At 36.3% G+C, this 20,328-nt stretch carries 20 protein-coding genes, 1 other RNA gene and 1 pseudogene; 16 read left to right on the top strand and 6 right to left on the bottom strand.

The window, feature by feature from the left end:
* Positions 1–29: 29 nt before the first annotated feature.
* From asnS to nth, 3 genes are all read left to right on the top strand, one after another.
* A complete protein-coding gene (asnS, locus tag TE34_RS13220; protein ID WP_047985286.1) occupies positions 30–1,322 on the top strand; it encodes an asparagine--tRNA ligase in 1,293 nt (430 codons plus the stop codon).
* A gap of 110 nt (positions 1,323–1,432) precedes the next feature.
* Positions 1,433–2,122: a DnaD domain-containing protein gene (locus TE34_RS13215; protein WP_047985285.1), complete on the top strand. Its 690-nt coding sequence runs from the start codon at positions 1,433–1,435 to the stop codon at positions 2,120–2,122.
* Positions 2,122–2,778 carry an endonuclease III gene (gene nth, locus TE34_RS13210; RefSeq protein WP_047985284.1) on the top strand — a complete coding sequence of 219 codons (657 nt, stop codon included), beginning with the start codon at positions 2,122–2,124 and terminating at the stop codon, positions 2,776–2,778. Before TE34_RS13215 ends, nth begins: the two co-directional genes overlap by 1 nt.
* Before the next feature lie 35 nt (positions 2,779–2,813).
* Here the strand turns inward: nth and TE34_RS13205 are convergent, their stop codons facing one another.
* A complete protein-coding gene (locus TE34_RS13205) occupies positions 2,814–5,507 on the bottom strand; it encodes a PBP1A family penicillin-binding protein (RefSeq protein WP_047985283.1) in 2,694 nt (897 codons plus the stop codon).
* Between the two features lie 17 nt (positions 5,508–5,524).
* On the bottom strand, positions 5,525–6,103 hold the full coding sequence (recU, locus tag TE34_RS13200; RefSeq protein WP_047985282.1) for a Holliday junction resolvase RecU: 579 nt from the start codon (positions 6,101–6,103) through the stop codon (positions 5,525–5,527).
* Between the two features lie 107 nt (positions 6,104–6,210).
* Between recU and TE34_RS13195 the strand changes: the two genes are divergently transcribed.
* Positions 6,211–7,161: a DUF2515 family protein gene (locus TE34_RS13195; RefSeq protein WP_047985281.1), complete on the top strand. Its 951-nt coding sequence runs from the start codon at positions 6,211–6,213 to the stop codon at positions 7,159–7,161.
* Positions 7,162–7,226: 65 nt separating this feature from the next.
* Here the strand turns inward: TE34_RS13195 and TE34_RS21325 are convergent, their stop codons facing one another.
* Positions 7,227–7,328, bottom strand: coding sequence for a spore protein (locus TE34_RS21325; protein WP_201777699.1), 102 nt, complete (start codon positions 7,326–7,328; stop codon positions 7,227–7,229).
* 162 nt (positions 7,329–7,490) lie between these two features.
* On the opposite strand from TE34_RS21325, the gene TE34_RS13190 reads away from it, so the two are divergent.
* The 7 genes from TE34_RS13190 (at position 7,491) to TE34_RS13165 (ending at position 12,296) form a co-directional block, all read left to right on the top strand.
* Positions 7,491–7,697, top strand: a complete 207-nt coding sequence (locus TE34_RS13190; protein WP_047985280.1) for a hypothetical protein — start codon at positions 7,491–7,493, stop codon at positions 7,695–7,697.
* Between the two features lie 87 nt (positions 7,698–7,784).
* The gene (locus TE34_RS13185) at positions 7,785–8,135 is read left to right on the top strand and encodes a DUF1798 family protein (protein ID WP_047985279.1); all 351 of its coding nucleotides are present in this window, start codon (positions 7,785–7,787) and stop codon (positions 8,133–8,135) included.
* 69 nt (positions 8,136–8,204) lie between these two features.
* On the top strand, positions 8,205–8,603 hold the full coding sequence (locus tag TE34_RS13180; protein ID WP_047985278.1) for a cytidine deaminase: 399 nt from the start codon (positions 8,205–8,207) through the stop codon (positions 8,601–8,603).
* Positions 8,604–8,761: 158 nt separating this feature from the next.
* On the top strand, positions 8,762–9,070 hold the full coding sequence (gene gpsB, locus TE34_RS13175) for a cell division regulator GpsB (RefSeq protein ID WP_047985277.1): 309 nt from the start codon (positions 8,762–8,764) through the stop codon (positions 9,068–9,070).
* A 67-nt stretch (positions 9,071–9,137) separates the two neighbouring features.
* Positions 9,138–9,517, top strand: an RNA gene (gene rnpB, locus TE34_RS20440) — RNase P RNA component class B.
* Between the two features lie 137 nt (positions 9,518–9,654).
* Complete coding sequence (locus TE34_RS13170) at positions 9,655–10,797, top strand: THUMP domain-containing class I SAM-dependent RNA methyltransferase (protein ID WP_047985276.1); 1,143 nt, start codon at positions 9,655–9,657, stop codon at positions 10,795–10,797.
* Complete coding sequence (locus TE34_RS13165) at positions 10,797–12,296, top strand: carboxypeptidase M32 (RefSeq protein WP_047985275.1); 1,500 nt, start codon at positions 10,797–10,799, stop codon at positions 12,294–12,296. Before TE34_RS13170 ends, TE34_RS13165 begins: the two co-directional genes overlap by 1 nt.
* Before the next feature lie 66 nt (positions 12,297–12,362).
* Here TE34_RS13165 and TE34_RS20435 read toward each other — a convergent pair.
* Positions 12,363–13,346 (bottom strand): annotated as a pseudogene (locus TE34_RS20435) (cbb3-type cytochrome c oxidase subunit I).
* Positions 13,347–13,923: 577 nt separating this feature from the next.
* Here TE34_RS20435 and TE34_RS13155 point away from each other — a divergent pair.
* Complete coding sequence (locus TE34_RS13155; protein WP_047985274.1) at positions 13,924–15,009, top strand: type III polyketide synthase; 1,086 nt, start codon at positions 13,924–13,926, stop codon at positions 15,007–15,009.
* Positions 15,009–15,527 carry an isoprenylcysteine carboxyl methyltransferase family protein gene (locus tag TE34_RS13150; protein WP_047985273.1) on the top strand — a complete coding sequence of 173 codons (519 nt, stop codon included), beginning with the start codon at positions 15,009–15,011 and terminating at the stop codon, positions 15,525–15,527. Before TE34_RS13155 ends, TE34_RS13150 begins: the two co-directional genes overlap by 1 nt.
* Before the next feature lie 254 nt (positions 15,528–15,781).
* On the opposite strand, the gene TE34_RS13140 is transcribed toward TE34_RS13150, so the two are convergent.
* Positions 15,782–15,982, bottom strand: a complete 201-nt coding sequence (locus TE34_RS13140; RefSeq protein ID WP_047985271.1) for a cold-shock protein — start codon at positions 15,980–15,982, stop codon at positions 15,782–15,784.
* Positions 15,983–16,330: 348 nt separating this feature from the next.
* Here TE34_RS13140 and TE34_RS13135 point away from each other — a divergent pair, with 348 nt between their 5' ends.
* From TE34_RS13135 to TE34_RS13125, 3 genes are read left to right on the top strand one after another with little or no spacing between them, the layout of a single operon-like run.
* Positions 16,331–18,001: a formate--tetrahydrofolate ligase gene (locus TE34_RS13135; RefSeq protein ID WP_047985270.1), complete on the top strand. Its 1,671-nt coding sequence runs from the start codon at positions 16,331–16,333 to the stop codon at positions 17,999–18,001.
* Complete coding sequence (locus TE34_RS13130) at positions 18,001–18,594, top strand: HD domain-containing protein (RefSeq protein ID WP_047985269.1); 594 nt, start codon at positions 18,001–18,003, stop codon at positions 18,592–18,594. Before TE34_RS13135 ends, TE34_RS13130 begins: the two co-directional genes overlap by 1 nt.
* Positions 18,595–18,618: 24 nt before the next feature.
* Positions 18,619–19,221, top strand: a complete 603-nt coding sequence (locus tag TE34_RS13125; protein WP_047985268.1) for an HAD-IIIA family hydrolase — start codon at positions 18,619–18,621, stop codon at positions 19,219–19,221.
* Positions 19,222–19,306: 85 nt separating this feature from the next.
* Here the strand turns inward: TE34_RS13125 and TE34_RS13120 are convergent, their stop codons facing one another.
* Positions 19,307–20,308: a C40 family peptidase gene (locus TE34_RS13120; RefSeq protein WP_047985267.1), complete on the bottom strand. Its 1,002-nt coding sequence runs from the start codon at positions 20,306–20,308 to the stop codon at positions 19,307–19,309.
* Positions 20,309–20,328: the final 20 nt, after the last annotated feature.

Genomic DNA, 20,328 nt, shown 5'->3' with positions numbered 1-20,328 from the left:
TAAAATATAGACTAATGGAGGTTTTTTGATTGAAAACAACAATCGCACAAGTATCCAAATATGAGGGACAAAAAGTAACAATTGGAGCATGGCTTGCCAATAAACGCTCAAGTGGTAAAATCGCATTCCTACAATTACGTGACGGGACTGGATTCATGCAAGGTGTAGTAGTTAAAAGTGATGTTAGCGAGGAAACATTCCAACTAGCAAAAAACATGAGCCAAGAATCATCGATGTACATAACTGGTACTATTGTAGAAGACACACGCTCGCCATTAGGCTATGAAATGCAAGTATCAGATATTGAATTAATTCATGAGGCTGTTGATTATCCGATAACGCCTAAAGAGCATGGTACCGAATTCTTAATGGATCATCGTCATTTATGGTTACGTTCTAAACGCCAACATGCAGTAATGAAGATTAGAAATGAAATTATCAGATCTACATACGAGTTCTTTAATGAGCATGGCTATGTAAAGATTGATCCACCGATATTAACAGGTGCATCAGCAGAGGGAACTACTGAGTTGTTCCATACGAAATATTTTGATGAAGATGCTTATTTATCACAAAGCGGTCAATTGTATATGGAAGCGGCAGCAATGGCATTAGGTAAAGTTTTTTCATTCGGTCCAACATTCCGAGCAGAGAAATCAAAAACACGTAGACATTTAATTGAATTCTGGATGATAGAACCGGAAATGGCGTTTGTAGATCATGATGAAAGTCTAGAAGTACAAGAGAACTATGTGAGTCATATCGTTCAATCTGTTCTTAAAAACTGTAAATTAGAACTAGATGTATTAGGTAGAGATACTGCAAAGCTTGAAAAAGTAAAAGCGCCATTCCCAAGGATAACTTATGATGATGCAGTAGCTTTATTACAGGAAAAAGGGTTTACAGATATTGAGTGGGGGGAAGACTTTGGAGCTCCTCACGAAACAGCAATTGCGGAAAACTTTGATATGCCAGTATTTATTACAAACTGGCCAAAAGATATTAAAGCATTCTACATGAAGCCAGACCCAAACAGAGAAGATCTCGTTCTTTGTGCAGATCTAATCGCACCAGAAGGTTATGGCGAAATTATCGGTGGTTCACAACGAATTGATGACTTAGAGTTAATGAAACAACGCTATGAGGAACATGGGCTGACTGGTCCTGCTTATAAGTGGTATCTTGAGCTTAGTCAATATGGAAGTGTCCCACACTCCGGCTTTGGTTTAGGCTTAGAACGTACTGTTGCATGGTTATCAGGTGTTGAACATGTACGAGAGACTATACCGTTCCCTAGATTATTAAACCGTCTTTACCCATAAATAAATCTGTTTTTGTGGCTGTCCCAAATAATGGGTCAGCCCTTTTATATAGCTTTAAATTATTAGTATTGATGTCGAATCATGCTATACTATGTATGAGGTGCAATGAAATGAAAAAATCTATTCCAATTCAAGAGATATTAAACAATCAAATAACAATACCTAATAAATTATTACTTAATTATAAAGCATTAGGACTCAATGAAACAGAGTTGATAGTAGTTTTACAGATATATCGATCCACCTTACACGGGAACTATTTTCCTACTATCCAAGAATTAACTGAAATACTAACCATTGAGGAAAATGACTGTTCTAAGATATTACGGAAATTAATCCAAAGGAATTTAATGAAGATTGAACGTACCGAAAATAGTCAGCAACAATTAAGTGAAGTATATTCTCTTGAACCATTATGGGAAAAGTTATTTCAACCGGTGATGGAGGAAAAGCCTGAATCTTCGGAGGATGGATCTTTATTTATTTTATTTGAACAAGAATTTGGTAGACCATTATCACCATTCGAGATAGAAACAATCAATGTATGGTTAGATGAAGATGAACTTTCTCCTGCATTAATTAAGGCTGCATTAAGAGAATCGGTTCTAATGTCAAAGTTGAATTTTAAGTATATAGACCGAATTCTTAGAGAGTGGAAGAAAAAGGGGATTCATTCCGTTGAACAAGCAAGAGAGGCAACAAAGAGATTTCATGATAACCAAACAACAAGACAAACCAAAACCACTACATCAAAAAGGGATACATCGTTTTATTATAATTGGTTAGAGGGAGAGGACTAATGTTAAATAAGAAACAAATACGATTTTGCTTAAACGAAATAGGAAAAATGTTTCCAGATGCTGAATGTGAATTAACACATCGTAATCCATTTGAACTTGTTATAGCAGTCTTATTATCTGCTCAATGTACTGACGCACTGGTTAATAAAGTGACGAAAGATTTATTTGAGAAATATAAGACACCTGAAGATTATTTAGCAGTTGAGCTTGAAGAACTGCAACATGATATACGTTCTATCGGTTTATTTCGGAATAAAGCAAAAAATATTCAGAAACTATGTAGAGTCTTATTAGAAGAATATGGTGGGGAAGTACCAAGAGAAAAGAAAGAACTAGAGAAGTTAGCTGGTGTTGGTAGAAAAACAGCAAATGTCGTAGCATCGGTTGCATTTGGTGAACCAGCAATTGCTGTAGATACCCATGTGGAGCGAGTATCGAAAAGACTAGGTATTTGTCGTTGGAAAGATTCCGTCATAGAGGTAGAAGAGACATTAATGAGAAAGATACCGAAGGAAGAGTGGAGTGTTACACATCACCGGTTAATTTTCTTCGGAAGGTATCATTGTAAAGCTAAAAATCCTAACTGTCCAGAATGCCCATTGCTAGAGATATGTAGAGAGGGTCAGAAAAGGATGAAAAATAGGGTAGCAATATAAAAAGCTGTCACATCGCTGTGACAGCTTTTTTCTAATTATTCTTCTTCATCATCACCGATACCTGGTATAGGGATCAGTGTTTCATCTGATTCTGATTCTTCCTCTGGATCTGGTTCTCCTGGAATTTCAACTGAAGTACTTCTAGTTTCGCTTCGGCTTCCTTCATTAGCACCATTTCGACCTATAGCAGTAACATAAATGGTGTATGTCTGACCTGGTTGAAAATTCCCATTGATTTCAATTCCTTTAGACTCAACTACTTGCGTTCCACCTTGAGGTCCTTCAACTGTAACTTCAAAAGCAGCTGGAGGTCCATTATACCCCCAAGATACATCAATAAATGATTGTTCTGCGTTGTATACAGCCGTTAGACTGTCTACAGGTCCTATAGGGGAATTAGCTTCCTCGTTGTCTATTTTAACACTAACTGTTTGAGGATCACTACGACTTTCACCATTCTCATTACTTACTACAACAACTTGAACCGTATATTCCGCATCAGGACTAACTTCTGATATTTCAATTCGCTTTTCATTAGTAGAAGAAAGAACCTGCATTTCTCCTCCGTTTACACTCGCTGAGATTTCAAAGGATACATCTTCATCGGAATCATATTCCCATTCAGCAATAATGGCATTATTACCTTTACTATATTCCGCTTTGAGTTTTTCTACAGGATCTAACTTATCATACTTCTCGGAAGTCTTGCTTGGCTCTGTTCCCTTAACAAATAGTTCGGTAACAATTTCTGACTCTGGTGTATACTTACTTGGAAGGGCAGCTGGATTAGATCCTTTTTCAACTGCAACCTCAACTACTGAATCGGGCTTAGCAAAGTCAGCAGTTTCCTTGCCCTCATGCATTTTAGTCATAATATGCTTAAACAGGGAATGGGCGAGCCATTTTTCATCTTCCATAGTCCTTTTATTTTCAGCATCATCGTAACCAATCCATATTGCTGTCGTATAATTTGTTGTATACCCCGCAATCCATGAATCTTTTGCCCCAGCAACATCCTTAAAGTTTGTTGTACCTGTTTTAGCCGCAACTGGTAGACCAGAAATACGTGCAGGTCCTCCGGAAGATCCTTGTGCTAAAGCAGTTTTTAACATGTCAGATACCATATAAGCAGTATAATCTGACATGGCAACCTCAGGTTCAGGTGCCAAATCAATTGATGGTCCATCTGGGTAGACAACTTTTGTTACAGCATAAGGTTCATAGCGAATCCCCTCATTACCGAATGCTTGATAAGCACCAGCGAGCTGCAATGGATTTACATTCGTCTCAGCACCACCAATGGCATCTGTTAATTGTGGGCGGCCATTTTTAAATTCAATTCCCAAGTTATTACCGAATTTCTGTGCATTATCATAGCCTGCTACATCTACAAGCACTTTTAATGTTGGAACATTTAATGATTCTTGAAGGGCATATCTAGCAGTCATCCAACCTTGGTATTTACGGTTCCAGTTTCGAACTGGTTCACTATCTGACCCAGCTATTTCGTATGGTTTATCATCATTAATTTGATGGTAAGTAGACATTTTTTGATATTCAATAGCTGGGCCATAGGCAACGATCGGTTTAAAGGTTGAACCAGGCTGACTACCACCTTGAATAGCATAATTAAAACCACTTTGATAATTTCGATCACCACCGATAGCACGGATTGCACCAGATTTTGTATCCAGTACAACTAAACCAGCATGCAAGTCATCGTTAGGGTAGGTGATAGGGTTATTTTCTGAATTAGATAAGACTAATTCGACATAATCTTGTGCTTTTTTATCTAGAGTCGTATAAATCTCTAAGCCTTCTGTATAGATATCTGCACCATCAAGTTTTTCTACAACTTCTTGTTCAACTTGTGAAATGAAAGCATCATATGGGTTGGACGCTTCCTTTTTTTCAACCAATAGAGAAGTGATATCCACCTTTAATGCTTCATCCGCTTCTGCTTGCGTAATTTTGTCATGTCGAACCATTAATTTTAATACTGTTTCCATTCTTTCCTTCGTTAGGTCAGGATTTTTAAAAGGATCATAAGCAGAAGGTCTTTGTGGCAACCCCGCTAAAATAGCTGCTTCTGGTAATGTTAGTTCGTGTAAATCCGTCTTTCCAAAATAAGTTTCAGCTGCTTTAGCAACACCATAAGCACCTGAACCGTAATAGATTTTGTTTAAGTACATCTCTAAAATTTGTTCTTTGGAAAAATCCTTTTCCAATTGAAGTGCAAGCCATTGTTCTTGAACTTTTAATTTTATTTTCTTGTCAGGGTCTAGGAATGATTTTTCCACAACCTGTTGGGTTATTGTACTTGCACCTTCAGAACCAAACCCATTTCGAATATTTCCGAGGACGGCTCCAAATATACGACGAATATCAATTCCAGGATGATCGAAGAAGCGAGCATCTTCTGTAGCAGTAACCGCATCTTCTAGAACTATAGGTATATCATCATATTGAATTTTTGTACGTTTAAATTCTCCAAGGTCGGCAATAAGTTCACCATTCATATCATAGACCTTAGAAGATAAAGGGTCTGACAATTGGGATGTATCAATATCTGGTGCTGTGGAAATATAATAAGTGAATAAACCAGCAACCCCAATTCCGATGGCGATACCTATTAGAAATAATGTTAAAAAGATTCTTTTCCATAATGGTTTCTTTTTTGACTTTTTTTGTTTTCTTCGTGCAGTGCGACTTTGGCTTGAATTTGCCATTTCTCACTACCTCCAATCTAAAAATAAAGCTGATCAATAATAGCAAGATAATCAACTCTAGTTTGGTATTTGAAAGGTATTAGGTGACCTTTTTGCTTTATTTGATTGTATGGTATTGATTTTCTACCATCCGCTTCCTTTTCATACCAAAAAGAGAATAATTTATCTGCTTCTAATAAATAAGTCTCATCGTGAAAAGCAAATCGGATTATCATAAAGCATATGCCACCATGTTTTACAGAGGCTTCCATATGTTTTATTTGATGTTCATGGACGTTCGCCAAGGGAAAGGACGTTTTATTTTTAGTTTCTTTCGCCTCAAAATCTACATATCGATTTCGATATAATCCATTATAATCCGTTGTTGATGCTTGTTTGAAATAAGCTTCAGTAATAACAGCAGCACTACGCTTTGGATAATTTACTTTAACGATTTGAATAGGAGTAGGCTTTTTATGAATGACCGCCATATCCCTATCTAAGTAGTATTGATTCGTTTGATTGATGTCTTCTTCAAGAGTCATCCCACGATTTGAGAATGTTTGGTTATTAACTTTACTAATGGATGTGGATTGTTTCCCGTTTGGATAATTCATGAAAATGCCCCCTAGCATAAACAGTATCATATCAAAAAAACACCTGCAGTGTAACTTTAAAGTCTAAAATTTAAAAAAATATCACAGATTAAGGCAGGGTTTATCTCATGAAAGTAGCAAAAAATGAGCGAGACTATCTTCATTATATAATAAATGAAACTAGGAAGCATAATATAGACAACATATCACGCACGAAAGCATATCAAAACTTCTACATAAAACACCAAGAGATTAAATGGTCTCTACTTGCTAGCGTTGTCTCTCGTAATGCTGGATGGAATATGACTGACTTAACATTACCCCCTTATAAAAAAATGTTAGGTGATAATGAAAGAAATAATTTATTTATGACTTATGAGCGTGCTAATTGGCTTATTTTTTCTGATGCATACCCGCAACTATTAGTATATAAATTATCGCTAAAATACGATGTCCCATTTCGTGAATTATTAGAGGAGCTTCAAATATCAACTTTTATGATTCGAGAATGGGAGATATTTAGAAAAAAAAGAGATAAGAACCGATTAATGATCGCTTTAATTATTAATGAACAAAATGTCATTCATAACCCTGTCATCCGACAACCATATTTTAAAAAGAAAGTATTCTTCAGTTTTCCTTATATATTACAGAATCAATTTTTAATTAATGCAGTGTTACTTCCAACGAGAGAAGGGAGGTTATATGGTACCTTTATTCAAGGATTTACTAATATAGATAACCGAATAACAATTGGCAAAAATCTTGCCACACAACTATTCCATCGAGATGTTTATCCGGCAATCATGGATTTTATTCTCCATGTTGAACATACTGGTTCCAGAATTGATTATGAGAGATATCTCTCTATTCACTTACCTAAGAGTTCCATGCTTCGTATGACTTTTCCAATAATAGATCATCAAGATAATATTCGAAATGATTGGTATTTATTGGGGGGTATGAAAAAGAAGTGGTTCAAACCTTTACAAGTTGATCCTTTGGAAATAGGGATGTCTTTTTATCAGAAACGACACCTATTATATGCGTATTATCATATTAAGAGTATGTTTGATTAACAACGTAACTATCTATAACTCATCAACCAAATAGAAAAGGATTTGCAAATAGCAAATCCTTTTCATCAAGTAGATGGTCGATTTGGACCATTTAATTTCTTGTCTCCAGTTTTTAATGATTTACCATTTTCTACTTCTTTTTGTTTGTTTTTTTGTTTGTCTTTCATGATGAATACCTCCTTTACTTGTAGTTTGTCTAATAACCGAAAAAAAATGAGTTAAAGCACTAGTTTTGTTTCATTACTTCTAGTTTTGTCGAACGTGAAGGATACTAGCTATCATACATAGAATTATGATTTAACACACTAATAATCTGTGAGGTGGAAATGATGGGATTAGCGTTATTGAAAGAAAATGAACCAATCGGAGTCGTACGGAAAGATTTTGAAGAAGCATTACTTCAACTAGGAGATATGGCAAGGATTAGCGAGCAAAGACTAACACTTAAAGTTGATCATTGGATTGATGAAACTTATCAAGTGCAAAAGAGAGAAATAGAACAAGTATGTTTAGCGATTCAATCTTATAAGAAATAAGTGTAGTCGTATCCGAGCATGGTATAATGCCTTGAAACTATAAACATGTTAAAATGTAGATAGAATCGTATGAATAGAGGCGTTACAATGGTAATAATTGATTATACCTTACAGCTTAAGGACGAATTAAATAAACTGAAGGACATTTTTGAACAAAACAATCCTCCTGAGGATCTTAGAGATAAAATTTTTTTTGAATCGGTAAAAGAAAAGACTTTGCCTGTTTATGAATTACTAGAGAAATGGGAAAAGCTTGCATTAGAAATAATTAAAGAGAGTAAGATAAGTGTACACCCAAATCAAATTGTTTCAACTAGAGAAAACATGGAGCTATTACTTATGCATAGTTATTTTGTAGATGTAAGAAGAAGACGCTATATGGAGTTAAACCAATCCATAATTTACGTTTTTGACCAATTACTTCGAGCGGTTGAATAGTCTTTTTTCTTTACAATTCTGATAACTTTTAATATAATTAGCTTCCAAACATCGAGAGGGGGAAGGGTAATGTCTAAAAATGAGTTAATCGACAAGGCTATTCAAATTAGAGAACGTGCTTATGTCCCATATTCAAACTTTCCAGTTGGCGCTGCTCTAGTTACGAAATCAGGAAAAGTATATACCGGTTGTAATATAGAGAATGCAGCATACCCTGTTTCTTTATGCGCTGAGAGAGTAGCTATTTTTAAAGCAATTTCTGAAGGGGAGACGGAGTTTGTCGAGATGGCTGTTGCAGCAGACACGGAACGACCTGTACCTCCTTGTGGTTCTTGTCGTCAAGTGATGAGCGAGTTCTTTCACTCCGATATGAATATACATTTAACAAACTTAAATGCGAATACGATGACGGTGAAAATGGATGAATTATTACCATTCTCATTTCAAAAATCGGATATGGAAAAGTAATACATACATTTTAAGTAAGAAGCGGATTGTCCTGCTCCTTACTTTTTTGCTATAATAAAATATAGAACACGTACATATAGTAAAATAACTTGTTCCAAATTAAAGTTACAAGCATTAGAATAAAATATGAAAAGAATGTTACGGGGTGAAGATACATTATGAATAATCGAGTTCAACTTAATGGGAAAGAAATTTTAGAAAAAGATTTCAAAACCGCTATGCGTGGGTATAATCAAGAAGAAGTAGATGAATTTCTAGATGTTGTTATTCAGGATTATGAGGCATTTGGACAAGAAATCGATCGACTAAAACAAGAAATTCAGCGTTTGAAAAAGTCTGGAGAAGGACAAGGCAGAACAAGGGCTACAAGTCCAGCACCACAGCAGGTTAACTATGATGTACTCAAACGTTTGTCTAATCTAGAAAAAGCTGTTTTTGGAAGTAAATTTGCTAATGCAGATTCATAAAGTTTACTATTATTACCAATGAAAAGCTAGGTTAATTATGTTAAGATAAATCTTAGTTAATTGTTGAATGCTCATGTAATCGCTGCATGCTTATGCAGAGGAAAGTCCATGCTCACACAAACTGAGATGTTTGTAGTGTTCGTGCTTGATGAATTCATAAGTCAAGGTAGCCATCTTTAGGCTAACGGCAGGTGAAGTTCCTAAGTTCTTCTAGAATATGGAATTATATCCTTGAAAGTGCCACAGTGACGGAGCTAAAGTGGAAACACTTTAGGTGGAACGAGGTAAACCCCACGAGTGAGCAACCCAAATTATGGTAGGGGCATCCTCTATTAGGGAAATGAACCGAACGAGGGACAGGTAATTACCTGTAGATAGATGATTACAACCTAAGTACGAGGCTGACCACCGTTTGGAGTACAATGGTACAGAACATGGCTTATCGAGTATTCAACGGTCTATAATATGAAAAATGTTTCATAACCTTTCTGCACATTTAGATGCAGAAAGGTTATTTTATTTATATACTAGATTTGTGGTAAACTAACCTTACTGTTAATACCAACAATGAAGGGATTTTGTAAATGTCTAAACATATAAAATTAATCGCAACAGCAGCCATGGGTTTGGAATCTGTAGTAGCAGACGAAGTAAGAGGACTCGGTTATGAGGTGCAAGTAGATAATGGGAAAGTAATCTTCGAAGCGCCAATCTCTGCTATACCTAGATGCAATCTTTGGCTTAGAACTGCAGACCGAGTTAAACTAGTAGTAGGAGAGTTTAAAGCAACTACGTTTGATGAACTTTTTGAAGGAACTAAAGCACTTCCTTGGGAAGATTTTATTAGTGAAGATGGACAGTTTCCTGTATCAGGAAAATCGGTAAAATCGACGTTGTATAGTGTACCAGATTGTCAAAAAATCGTAAAAAAGTCAATTGCTGAGCGTTTAAAAAGAAAGTATGGAATGATATCGAATATGCCAGAAACTGGCGCAATGTATAAAGTGGAGATTTCTTTATTAAAGGATATTGCTCTGTTGACTATTGATACTTCAGGAGTAGGTTTACATAAACGCGGATATCGTGTCGGCCAAGGGGAAGCCCCTTTAAAAGAAACGATGGCAGCGGCATTAGTATTACTTACAAATTGGCGGCCAGAATACACACTTGCTGATCCGTTTTGCGGTTCAGGTACCATTCTAATTGAAGCAGCATTAATTGGACAGAATATTGCCCCTGGTTTTAATCGGGAATTCGCTTCAGAAGAATGGCAGCTTATTCGACCGAAACTATGGGATCAGGCTTTCCAAGAGGCAGAGGACCTGGCGAAATATGATCAACCTTTAGAAATTATGGGTAGTGATCTGGACCACAAGATGATAGAAATATCTAAGGCAAATAGTTTGGAAGCAGGATTGGGAGATTTAATTATTTGGAAGCAAATGCAAGTAAGTGATTTAACAATCCGCAGGGACAATGGCTATATCATTGCTAATCCTCCTTATGGTCAGCGTATTGGTGACGAAGAGAGCGTACAAACCATTTACCAGGATTTTGGAAATGTAATGAAAAACCATCCTTCCTGGAGTGTTTATGTACTTACTGCCTTTGAAGCATTTGAAAAATACTATGGTCAATCCGCTACTAAAAAAAGAAAGCTATTTAATGGATTTATCAAAACAGACTATTATCAGTATTTCGGGAAGAAGATCAGGGAGGAATCGTAATGGCCAATCTTACAGAAAAAGAGCAGGCATTCCAAGAGTATTTAAAAGAAATGAATGCCATACGAGAAGCAGTGACATTAATTCAATGGGATCTACGAACTAAAATTCCCAAAAAAGGGGTAGAGCAACGCTCTGAAGTAGTGGGTTATTTATCTCAAAAGCTCCATCAAATGCAAGTTTCTGATAAGATGAAAGCTTTTATTGATGAACTTAGAGATAGGACAAAAAATGAAATTATCCAAAAGTCAGTACTAGAATGCTTAGAAAACTATGAGCGAAACAGAAAAATACCAGATTCTGAATACAAGGAATATGTCATGCTTCAATCTAAATCGGAAGCCATTTGGCAAGAGGCGAGAGAGAAAGCTGATTTCTCATTATTTCAACCGTATTTAGAAAAACTGGTAGCTTTTAATAAAAAGTTTGCCAATTATTGGGGATATGAAGACAATATATATGATGCGCTTCTAAACAATTATGAACCTGGAATGACTGTTAAAACGCTTGATGAAGTATTCCCAAAAGTACGCAAATCGCTTACAGAGCTACTTCAAAAAACGCAAGGCAGTTCTGTTAAACCTAATACTGAACTATTAAGTACGCATTTTCCTAAGTCCGACCAAGAATTGTTCTCTATTGAAATTTTAAACAGAATGGGATATGACTTTGAGGCAGGACGCTTAGATGACACGATTCATCCATTTGAAATTACAATCAATCTCAATGATGTACGAATTACAACTCGCTATGATGAACAAGATTTTCGAACGGCAGTTTTCGGAATTATTCATGAAGCGGGACATGCATTATACGAACAAAATATTGATAAAAAATTAGAAGGTTCACCGCTTGCTTCTGGTACGTCCATGGGAATCCATGAATCGCAATCACTGTTCTGGGAGAATTTCTTAGGTAGAAATAGAGTTTTTTGGGAATCTCATTATGACCTATTTAAAAAGTTTGCACCTAGTCATTTTGAGCGTGTAGAATTAAAAGATTTTTATCATGCAGTGAATGAAGTAAAACCATCACTTATTCGAATTGAAGCGGATGAATTAACTTACCCATTACATATAATGGTTCGTTATGAACTAGAGAAGGCATTAATTAATGATGAAATTCAAGTTAAAGACCTTCCGAAACTTTGGAATGAGAAGATGGTGGAGTACTTAGGAGTTGAACCACCATCAGATAGAGAGGGAGTTTTACAAGATATACACTGGGCTGGTGGTGACTTTGGTTATTTCCCTTCCTATGCGTTAGGTTATATGTATGCAGCACAGTTTAAGCATAAGATGAGTGAAACGATTGATATCGATGCTGCGATAAAGTCTGGTGATCTATCGCCGATTAGAAGCTGGTTAACGGAGCACATCCATCAGCATGGGAAAATGAAGAAACCACTAGAAATATTAAGCGATGTAACTGGGGAAGGGTTAAATCCGGATTACCTCATTAATTATTTGACTACAAAATACCAAGATATTTATAAGTTTTAATTTTAATATCATGATAATATAGAAGCCCGTTCCTAATTGTGGAACGGGCCTTTAGTTTGTACTTAGTTATCTTCCAATCGGGAAGTCGAATGGTACGGATTCTGGTGGTGATGTTTGCAGAATCTCTATAAATGGTTTTGTGTAAGCAGCAAGGATTAAGGCTACTGTAATACCAATCAATAACTTCCAATTTTCAAAGAATGCTGGAGTAGGTTCTGCGTCATCTTCTTCTTCAGCAATAGGGAATTCTTCTACACCATTTGGAGCAAAGAATGTAAGTTTAATAAAGATGTAAACCATTAATACGATACCAATGAATAAGATGGTTCCTCCAATAGCCTGAGCCATTTGGTATTTAACCCATTCCGTAACTTGTTCGTCACCACCATACTCAGAGTAAGAGAGCATCTTGGTGCGCCTAATAAACCTTGGATAGCATCGTGCCTGACATAATTGTCATACCAACAGTCCATGTAATGGCTTGAATGATACATAATCGATTAATTTTTGGTGTTAAAATCAACACAGCAGCTGAAACACCTAGTGATGCTATAAACCATAATAATGTATTAATTGTAACCATGAATGCAAGTAGTGGTGTTTTTTCAGGATGTGCTTTTTTCCATACTCTTAACTGTGACCAATTAACAAATCCTGCAACCCAACTACCAACGATAACTAAGGCAAGACCAATATAAAATGCAGGATGAGGTCATAATGGAGCATAAAACGTATAAAGAACACTTGCTTCACCATAAAGAAATGTAACTGCAGTCATTACTGTACCAATTACCTTAATCCAGAATGCGATCCAAGCAACTTTTCGTTGTTTTAATGAATTCCTACCGTTTTTCCCATTAATGAGAAATGGAAACCAATAATAAAGTAAGTAGTTAGTACAAGACCTAAGATTACACCATGCACTGTCAGAACTTGATAGTAATCAATTCCAGCTGGTAGAGTGAACTTTCCTGATCGTACTAGTACTTGTAGTAAACCCATTAATCCACCTATAAATACTGAAATAAAAGAAACAGAAATATAAGACATATAAAGCCTTGATTCAGGTATAGAGGTAGGTAGAGCTTCGATAGATGTTTTTGTATGAGTCTCATGTTTTGCTAAATGCATTATTCATACACCTCCACAGTGGCATACATCATGTGATGCCCAATTCCAAATAATAACCAAATATTTTCATACTTATGGAAATGCATAATTCATTCACACTCCCTTTTTGCTATAGTTACCTCGAAATAAATAACACAAAAGCTCCAACCCAAGAAATAATAATTAAGACACTAAAACCTTTACCGAAATGATTGTTCCTTTTAGACTGGGCTTTTCTTTCTCAGATGCTTCCTGAACTTCATCTTTTCGCATTAGAGATTGCCTCCCTTTTTATTTGTAGTCGTTGTTACAATTTCATCATACACAAATTTCACGCCAAAAAAATACCGTTATTCTAACGCTCAATTTTTGTGAAATAGTCGTTATGAACCCTTGTTATTCCACGTTTTTAACCTTTTTGCCCAAGTGAATTTTGGCAGAAGATGTAAAAAAAAGTAATAAATTATGAAAACCGTTACAAACTAACTCTAAAAATTGCTTTTTGAAAGGTGAGACAATGGCGATTATATGTTCTGTAGGTAAGGCTCTGCCAAAGTATGAATTAGAGCAAAATAGAGTTAAAGATATGGTCAAAAATATATTTAGTTATACAGACCGTGAAATAAATCGATTGCTACCAGTATTTGATAATGCATCAATTCATCATAGACAATTTGTTGTAGGAGAAGAGTGGTTTTTAGAAGATCACAGTTTTCAAGAAAGGAATCGCTTATACCATCAGAACGCCATTGAGTATTCATTAGTAGCTATGGATGATTGTTTAGCAAAAGCTAATTTGCATAAAAAGATATCATATGAGGATATTGATTTAATCGCATTTGTATCAAGCACAGGAATCTCAACGCCATCAATTGACACATTTCTCATGAATGAGCGTCCATTTAGAGAACAAGTAGAACGTATGCCGTTATGGGGATTAGGCTGTGCTGGAGGAGCTATAGGTCTATCTAGAGTATTTAATTGGCTAAGGGCAAATCCAACGAAATCAGCACTGCTTGTTAATTGTGAGATATGTAGTTTAACATTTCAAAAAAGCGACCATAAAAAAAGCAATTTAATTGGAACAGCATTATTTGGCGATGGAATTAGTGCAGCTTTGCTTATTGGAGAAAATTCACCATTTCGTAGTCAATTATCGAAGGCGTCCCCAATTATTAAGGATTATAGTTCTTATACCAAAAAAGATAGTACAGATGTTATGGGGTGGAAGGTAATCGATTCAGGGTTTGAAGTTGTTTTTTCAAAAAGTATTCCAGCACTAGTGGACTCGATATGGAAGAGCCATATGGAAGACTTTCTTCAATATAAAGGAATAACAGTAAAGGATATAGCTGGGCTTATTGCACATCCTGGGGGTAAGAAAGTAATTGATGCGATGAAAGATGCACTCTCCATATCCAATGAACAGATACATTATTCCTCTGAGGTACTTCAGGATCATGGTAATATGTCTTCAGCAACGGTCCAATATGTGTTACAAAAGTGGCTACAGGCCGATATGAATATGGGCGATAAGGGGATACTATGTGCATTAGGACCAGGTTTTAGTTCAGAAATATTATTATTGGAGTGGGATAAATAATGGAAGTATGGATGAGCTTATTAATTTTAATAATTATTGGGCAACGTCTTGTAGAGCTTGTTATTGCCAAAAATAATGAAAAATGGATGAAGGAAAGAGGGGGCATAGAAACTGGTAACGAACATTATAAGTGGTTCATTTATTTACATACACTCTTTTTTCTAAGTGTATTACTGGAGACGATGGTAAAGATAAACAATCAAGAAATAGCATTTAATTATTTTTACTTTTTGGTGTTTATTGCTGCACAACTAGCACGAATTTGGTGCATCTATTCTTTGGGACGGTTTTGGAATACGAAGATTATCGTGCTGCCAAGAGTTGCTTTAATAAAGAAGGGTCCATATAAATATGTTAAGCACCCGAATTATATTATTGTAGCAGTCGAATTATTTATTATTCCCATGCTTTTTGGTGCCTACATCACTGCCATTGTTTTTCCAATTCTCCATATAATGCTATTACGTATTCGTATTCCAGCAGAAGAAAAAGCATTATCAACAAATGTTAAGGTTTAAGAACAAAAGCGCAAGCGCCCGTTTAGGGACTACGGACTGGACTGAGCCGAAGGAGATAAAGGAAACACGACGACCGGAGGGAGTCGATGTTGACTTATCGTACGGAGGTGAGGGAAGTCTCGCTAGTCCCTGGGCGCTGGAGCTGGACGTGGCCGTTTATGTCTATTTATCCACAGGCAGTTATTATATATTTTTTTAAGGTATTAAAAAAACGGTAATCTAGTCGATTACCGTTTTTATTATATAGGTTTCTTTTACTTTTTAACTACATTTGCAGCTTGTGGTCCACGATCGCCATCAACGATTTCGAAGGTAACTTCTTGACCTTCTTCTAAAGACTTAAAGCCTTCACCTTGAATAGCAGAGAAGTGAACAAATACATCGTCTCCACCTTCAGTAGAAATAAAACCATAACCTTTTTCTGCGTTAAACCATTTTACTACTCCGTTTTCCATGTTAAATAATCCTCCTAAAAACTTTCACGTAAAACGTGTTAATACAAATCAGAAAAATGAGTATCAAAAAAGGTAACTAAGACAGAAAGATTGGATCAAATTAACCCACTTCTTTTAAGTCGAAGTCACCATTTTAATGATCCATAAATCCTCTTTGCTTGTGTCAACTATAGCTCATTTTAAAAAGTCAGTCAAGTTGCAAATTGGTACATAATGCTGAATAATCCAACCAATCTGTCTGTTATTTAACTGACATTCATTGTATAATTATATTATATCGATATTATGGTTATTTATGTACGTTTTAATCAGTTTTAAAGTCCAAAAAATGGTTGAAAGGATGGGAACATGAAAACAGATATTGAAATTGCCCAAGAAGCGACATTACTACCAATACATAAAATAGCTGAAGATCTTAATTTAACTTATGAAGATTATGAGCCGTATGGACATACGAAGGCCAAATTATCAGACAAGCTTCTAGAATCATTAGCTCATAAAACAAACGGTAAAGTAATTTTAGTTACTGCAATCAGCCCAACACCTGCAGGAGAGGGAAAATCTACTGTTACAGTGGGATTAGGCCAAGCATTAAATAAAATCGGTAAAAAGGCTGTTATAGCCTTGAGGGAGCCATCGCTTGGTCCGGTAATGGGAATTAAAGGTGGTGCAGCAGGGGGAGGTTATTCTCAAGTGTTGCCAATGGAGGATATCAATCTCCATTTCACTGGTGATCTGCATGCAATAACAAGTGCCAATAATGCATTAGCTGCAATGATTGATAACCATATTCATCAAGGCAATACGTTAAATATAGATCCAAGAAGAATTGAATTTAAGCGAGTTATGGATATGAATGACCGCGCTCTAAGGCAAATTGTGGTCGGACTAGGTGGACCTTTACGTGGTGTACCTAGAGAAGAAGGCTTTAATATTACCGTCGCTTCAGAAATTATGGCTATTCTTTGCTTGTCCAATAACTTGCAGGATTTAAAAGAGCGAATCTCGAATATAATGATTGGTTATACATATCAAGAAGAGCCTATATATGTCCGAGATTTAAAAGTGGAAGGTGCTCTAACACTATTACTGAAAGATGCTATTAAGCCAAATTTAGTCCAAACAATCGAAAATACACCAGCTATTATTCATGGTGGACCTTTTGCTAATATAGCTCATGGGTGTAATAGTATTATTGCAACCAAAACTGCAGCTAAACTTGGTGACTATGTGGTTACGGAAGCGGGATTTGGAGCAGACTTAGGTGCTGAGAAATTTCTAGATATTAAAACTAGAGCTGGTGATATTGATACTGATGCAGTTGTCATAGTAGCTACTGTTCGAGCTTTGAAAATGCATGGGGGAGTACCTAAGGACCAATTAACTAATGAAAACATTGATGCATTAAAAGCGGGTATGGAAAATCTGCAAAAGCATATAGAAACTATCCAATTCTTTGGTCTACCTTTCGTCATTGCCATTAATAAATTTCCGACAGACACATCTAATGAAGTGGAATATATTAAAGCTTGGTGTGATGAAAAGGGCTATGAGGTTGCCCTAACAGATGTTTGGGCTAAGGGTGGAGAAGGTGGATTAGAACTTGCTGAAAAAATCGTCCAGACTGTTGAGACGAAAGAGAAAAACTTTAAGCGAGTGTATGATTTAGAAGATTCGATAGAAACAAAAATTGATAAAATTGCTAAAACTGTATATGGAGCTGCGGGTGTGGAATTTTCTTCGAAAGCGAAGAAACAACTCGCATACTTTGAAAAGCAAGGCTGGGATAACTTACCGGTTTGTATGGCTAAAACACAATACTCTCTTTCGGATAACCCTGCTCTGTTAGGAAGACCAACAGGATTCACGATTACAATTAGAGAGTTACGACCATCTATCGGTGCTGGATTTATTGTAGCATTGACTGGCGATATCATGACAATGCCTGGTTTACCGAAGCGACCAGCTGCATTAAATATGAACGTAACAGATAATGGAAAAATAGTAGGGTTATTTTAATGAATTCTCACGAACGGATTAAGTTAATACAAGGTTATTGCCAGGAGCTGTTTGGAAACGATTCAACTGGACATGATTACTTTCATCTAAGGCGGGTGGCTAATATAGCTAGCAAGATTGCCGAAGAAGAAGGTGCAGATAACTTTATTTGTACAGTTGGAGCGTGGCTACATGATGTAGGTGATAAGAAGCTCTTCTCTGAACCTGTCAAAGCATTAAATGAAATGGATAACTTTCTCATTTCTATAAATGTTACCAAGGAACAATTGGAGAAGATTCATCTAGCAATTGATGATGTTTCTTTTAGTCAAGGTAAAGTCCCGATGACGATGGAAGGGAAAATCATTCAAGATGCTGATCGAATTGATGCTATTGGAGCGATTGGTATTGCTAGAACATTTGCCTATGGGGGCGCTAAGGGACAGCTTTTGTATCACGATGAAGATAAGGATGGCACCTCTGTCCAACACTTCTATGACAAAATTCTAAGGCTAAAGGACACGTTACATACTGACGCTGCTAAGATTATTGCCACGAAAAGGCATGCCTTTATAGAAACGTATTTAGAGCAATTTTTTGATGAGTGGAAATGATGCTGGAAGGAGAATGATGAAACTATGTCATTCTCTTTTTTTTACAGAGAGGGTAGACTTAAAATAGGGGGAATATTTTTGCCAAAAGCAATTTTTATAGATAGAGATGGTACGATTGGTGGATCTGAACATGTAATTTATCCAGGAGAATTTGAGTTGTATCCGAATGTCGAAACATCGATAGTCGACTTAAAGGAATTAGATTTTCTTATTATTTCATTTACCAATCAACCAGGAATCTCCAGAGGTGAAGCTAAAAGAGAGGACTATGAGAAAGAGCTAAAAGGATTCGGGTTTGATAAGGTCTTTATTTGCCCACACCAACATATGGAAGGTTGCTCCTGTAGAAAACCTTCTATAGGAATGTTGCTTCAAGCTGCAAAAGAGAATAATCTAGAACTGGAAGAATGCATTGTTATTGGAGATAGGTGGACAGATTTGATAGCCGCTAACGAGGTAAAATGCCTAAAAATACTAGTCAAGACTGGTGCTGGTAAAGAAGCATATCATAAATATAAGAATCAAGAATATTTTGGTAGTTGGGCAGATGTGGAACCTGACTTTATTGCTGAGAACTTTCAGGAAGCTGTATGTTGGATCAAGAACAGGGAAAGTCGATTTAAATAGGTGATTATACTCACTAATATAAATGCTAACTAGTTTGTTCATCAAGAATAAAGGAGCTTGAATCCAATTTCAAGCTCCTAGACATTTAATTACCACCAATTCGCTTTGCTCCTAAGTATCGTTGTTGCCAGTATGCTTCTCCCATGTTGCTTACTTCTACACCGTTATTACCTGCATGAATAAATTGACCATTTCCTAAGTAAATACCAGCATGTGATGGTCCAGGCTTATAGGTTTCATAGAAGACCAAATCACCTACGGATAGTGAGCTAACTGGAGAAGCAAAATTCCAAAGATCACTAACAGTTCTCGGAAGTGTTACACCGTGCACACTGTGAACATACTGTAAAAAACCACTACAATCAAATCCACCTGGAGATGTTCCTCCCCAGACGTACGGGGTTCCTACATGAGCATATGCAGTTTGAATAATTGCTGAATAGTTGGCAGAGACGGTAACATTTTTTATGTTGGCTTTAGGTTTAGTTTGTGCACTAGCAGTGACAGCCTGTTGTCTTTCCGAATTATACATGGCTGATAATGATTGCCGTGGAGCTTCATCAAGAAAATCAATATCATGCTTTTCCTCTGCAATTTCAACAGCCTTTTTCGTTAAGGGACCATACATCCCATCAATCTCACCTTCATAGTATCCAAAGTATTGTAATGACTCTTGCACAATCTCTACATCTTCGCTTTGCAATCCAGGATAAACAGAGTCAGATAAATTTTCAAGTCTTTTGATGTGTCTGTCAATATCTACTTCGATAAGTGCAAGAATTGTCTCTTTGTCTGCTTGACCTGTAATGGTCATATTATGATCACGCTGAAATTTTTTGATTGCGTGCTCTGTTAATACACCAAGCTCACCATCAACTTGGTCCTCATAGTAAGATAGCTCATTTAATTTATATTGTAATATTCGTACTGCTTCACCGTGGTCACCATATTCTAATTCCTCGGCTTCCAGTAATGTTTTATTTTCAAATATAGGATAAACTCCAGCATAAAGGGCAAATGGCTGACTCAATACAAAGCTATATAATAGCGTGTTTTTTGCTATACTTTCAACCGTACCGTTTAACATGCACAATAACCCCTTTCAGA

This window comes from Ornithinibacillus californiensis, assembly GCF_001038485.1.
GTDB lineage: Bacteria > Bacillota > Bacilli > Bacillales > Amphibacillaceae > Ornithinibacillus > Ornithinibacillus californiensis.
This window is presented reverse-complemented; position numbering and strand designations above follow the sequence as displayed.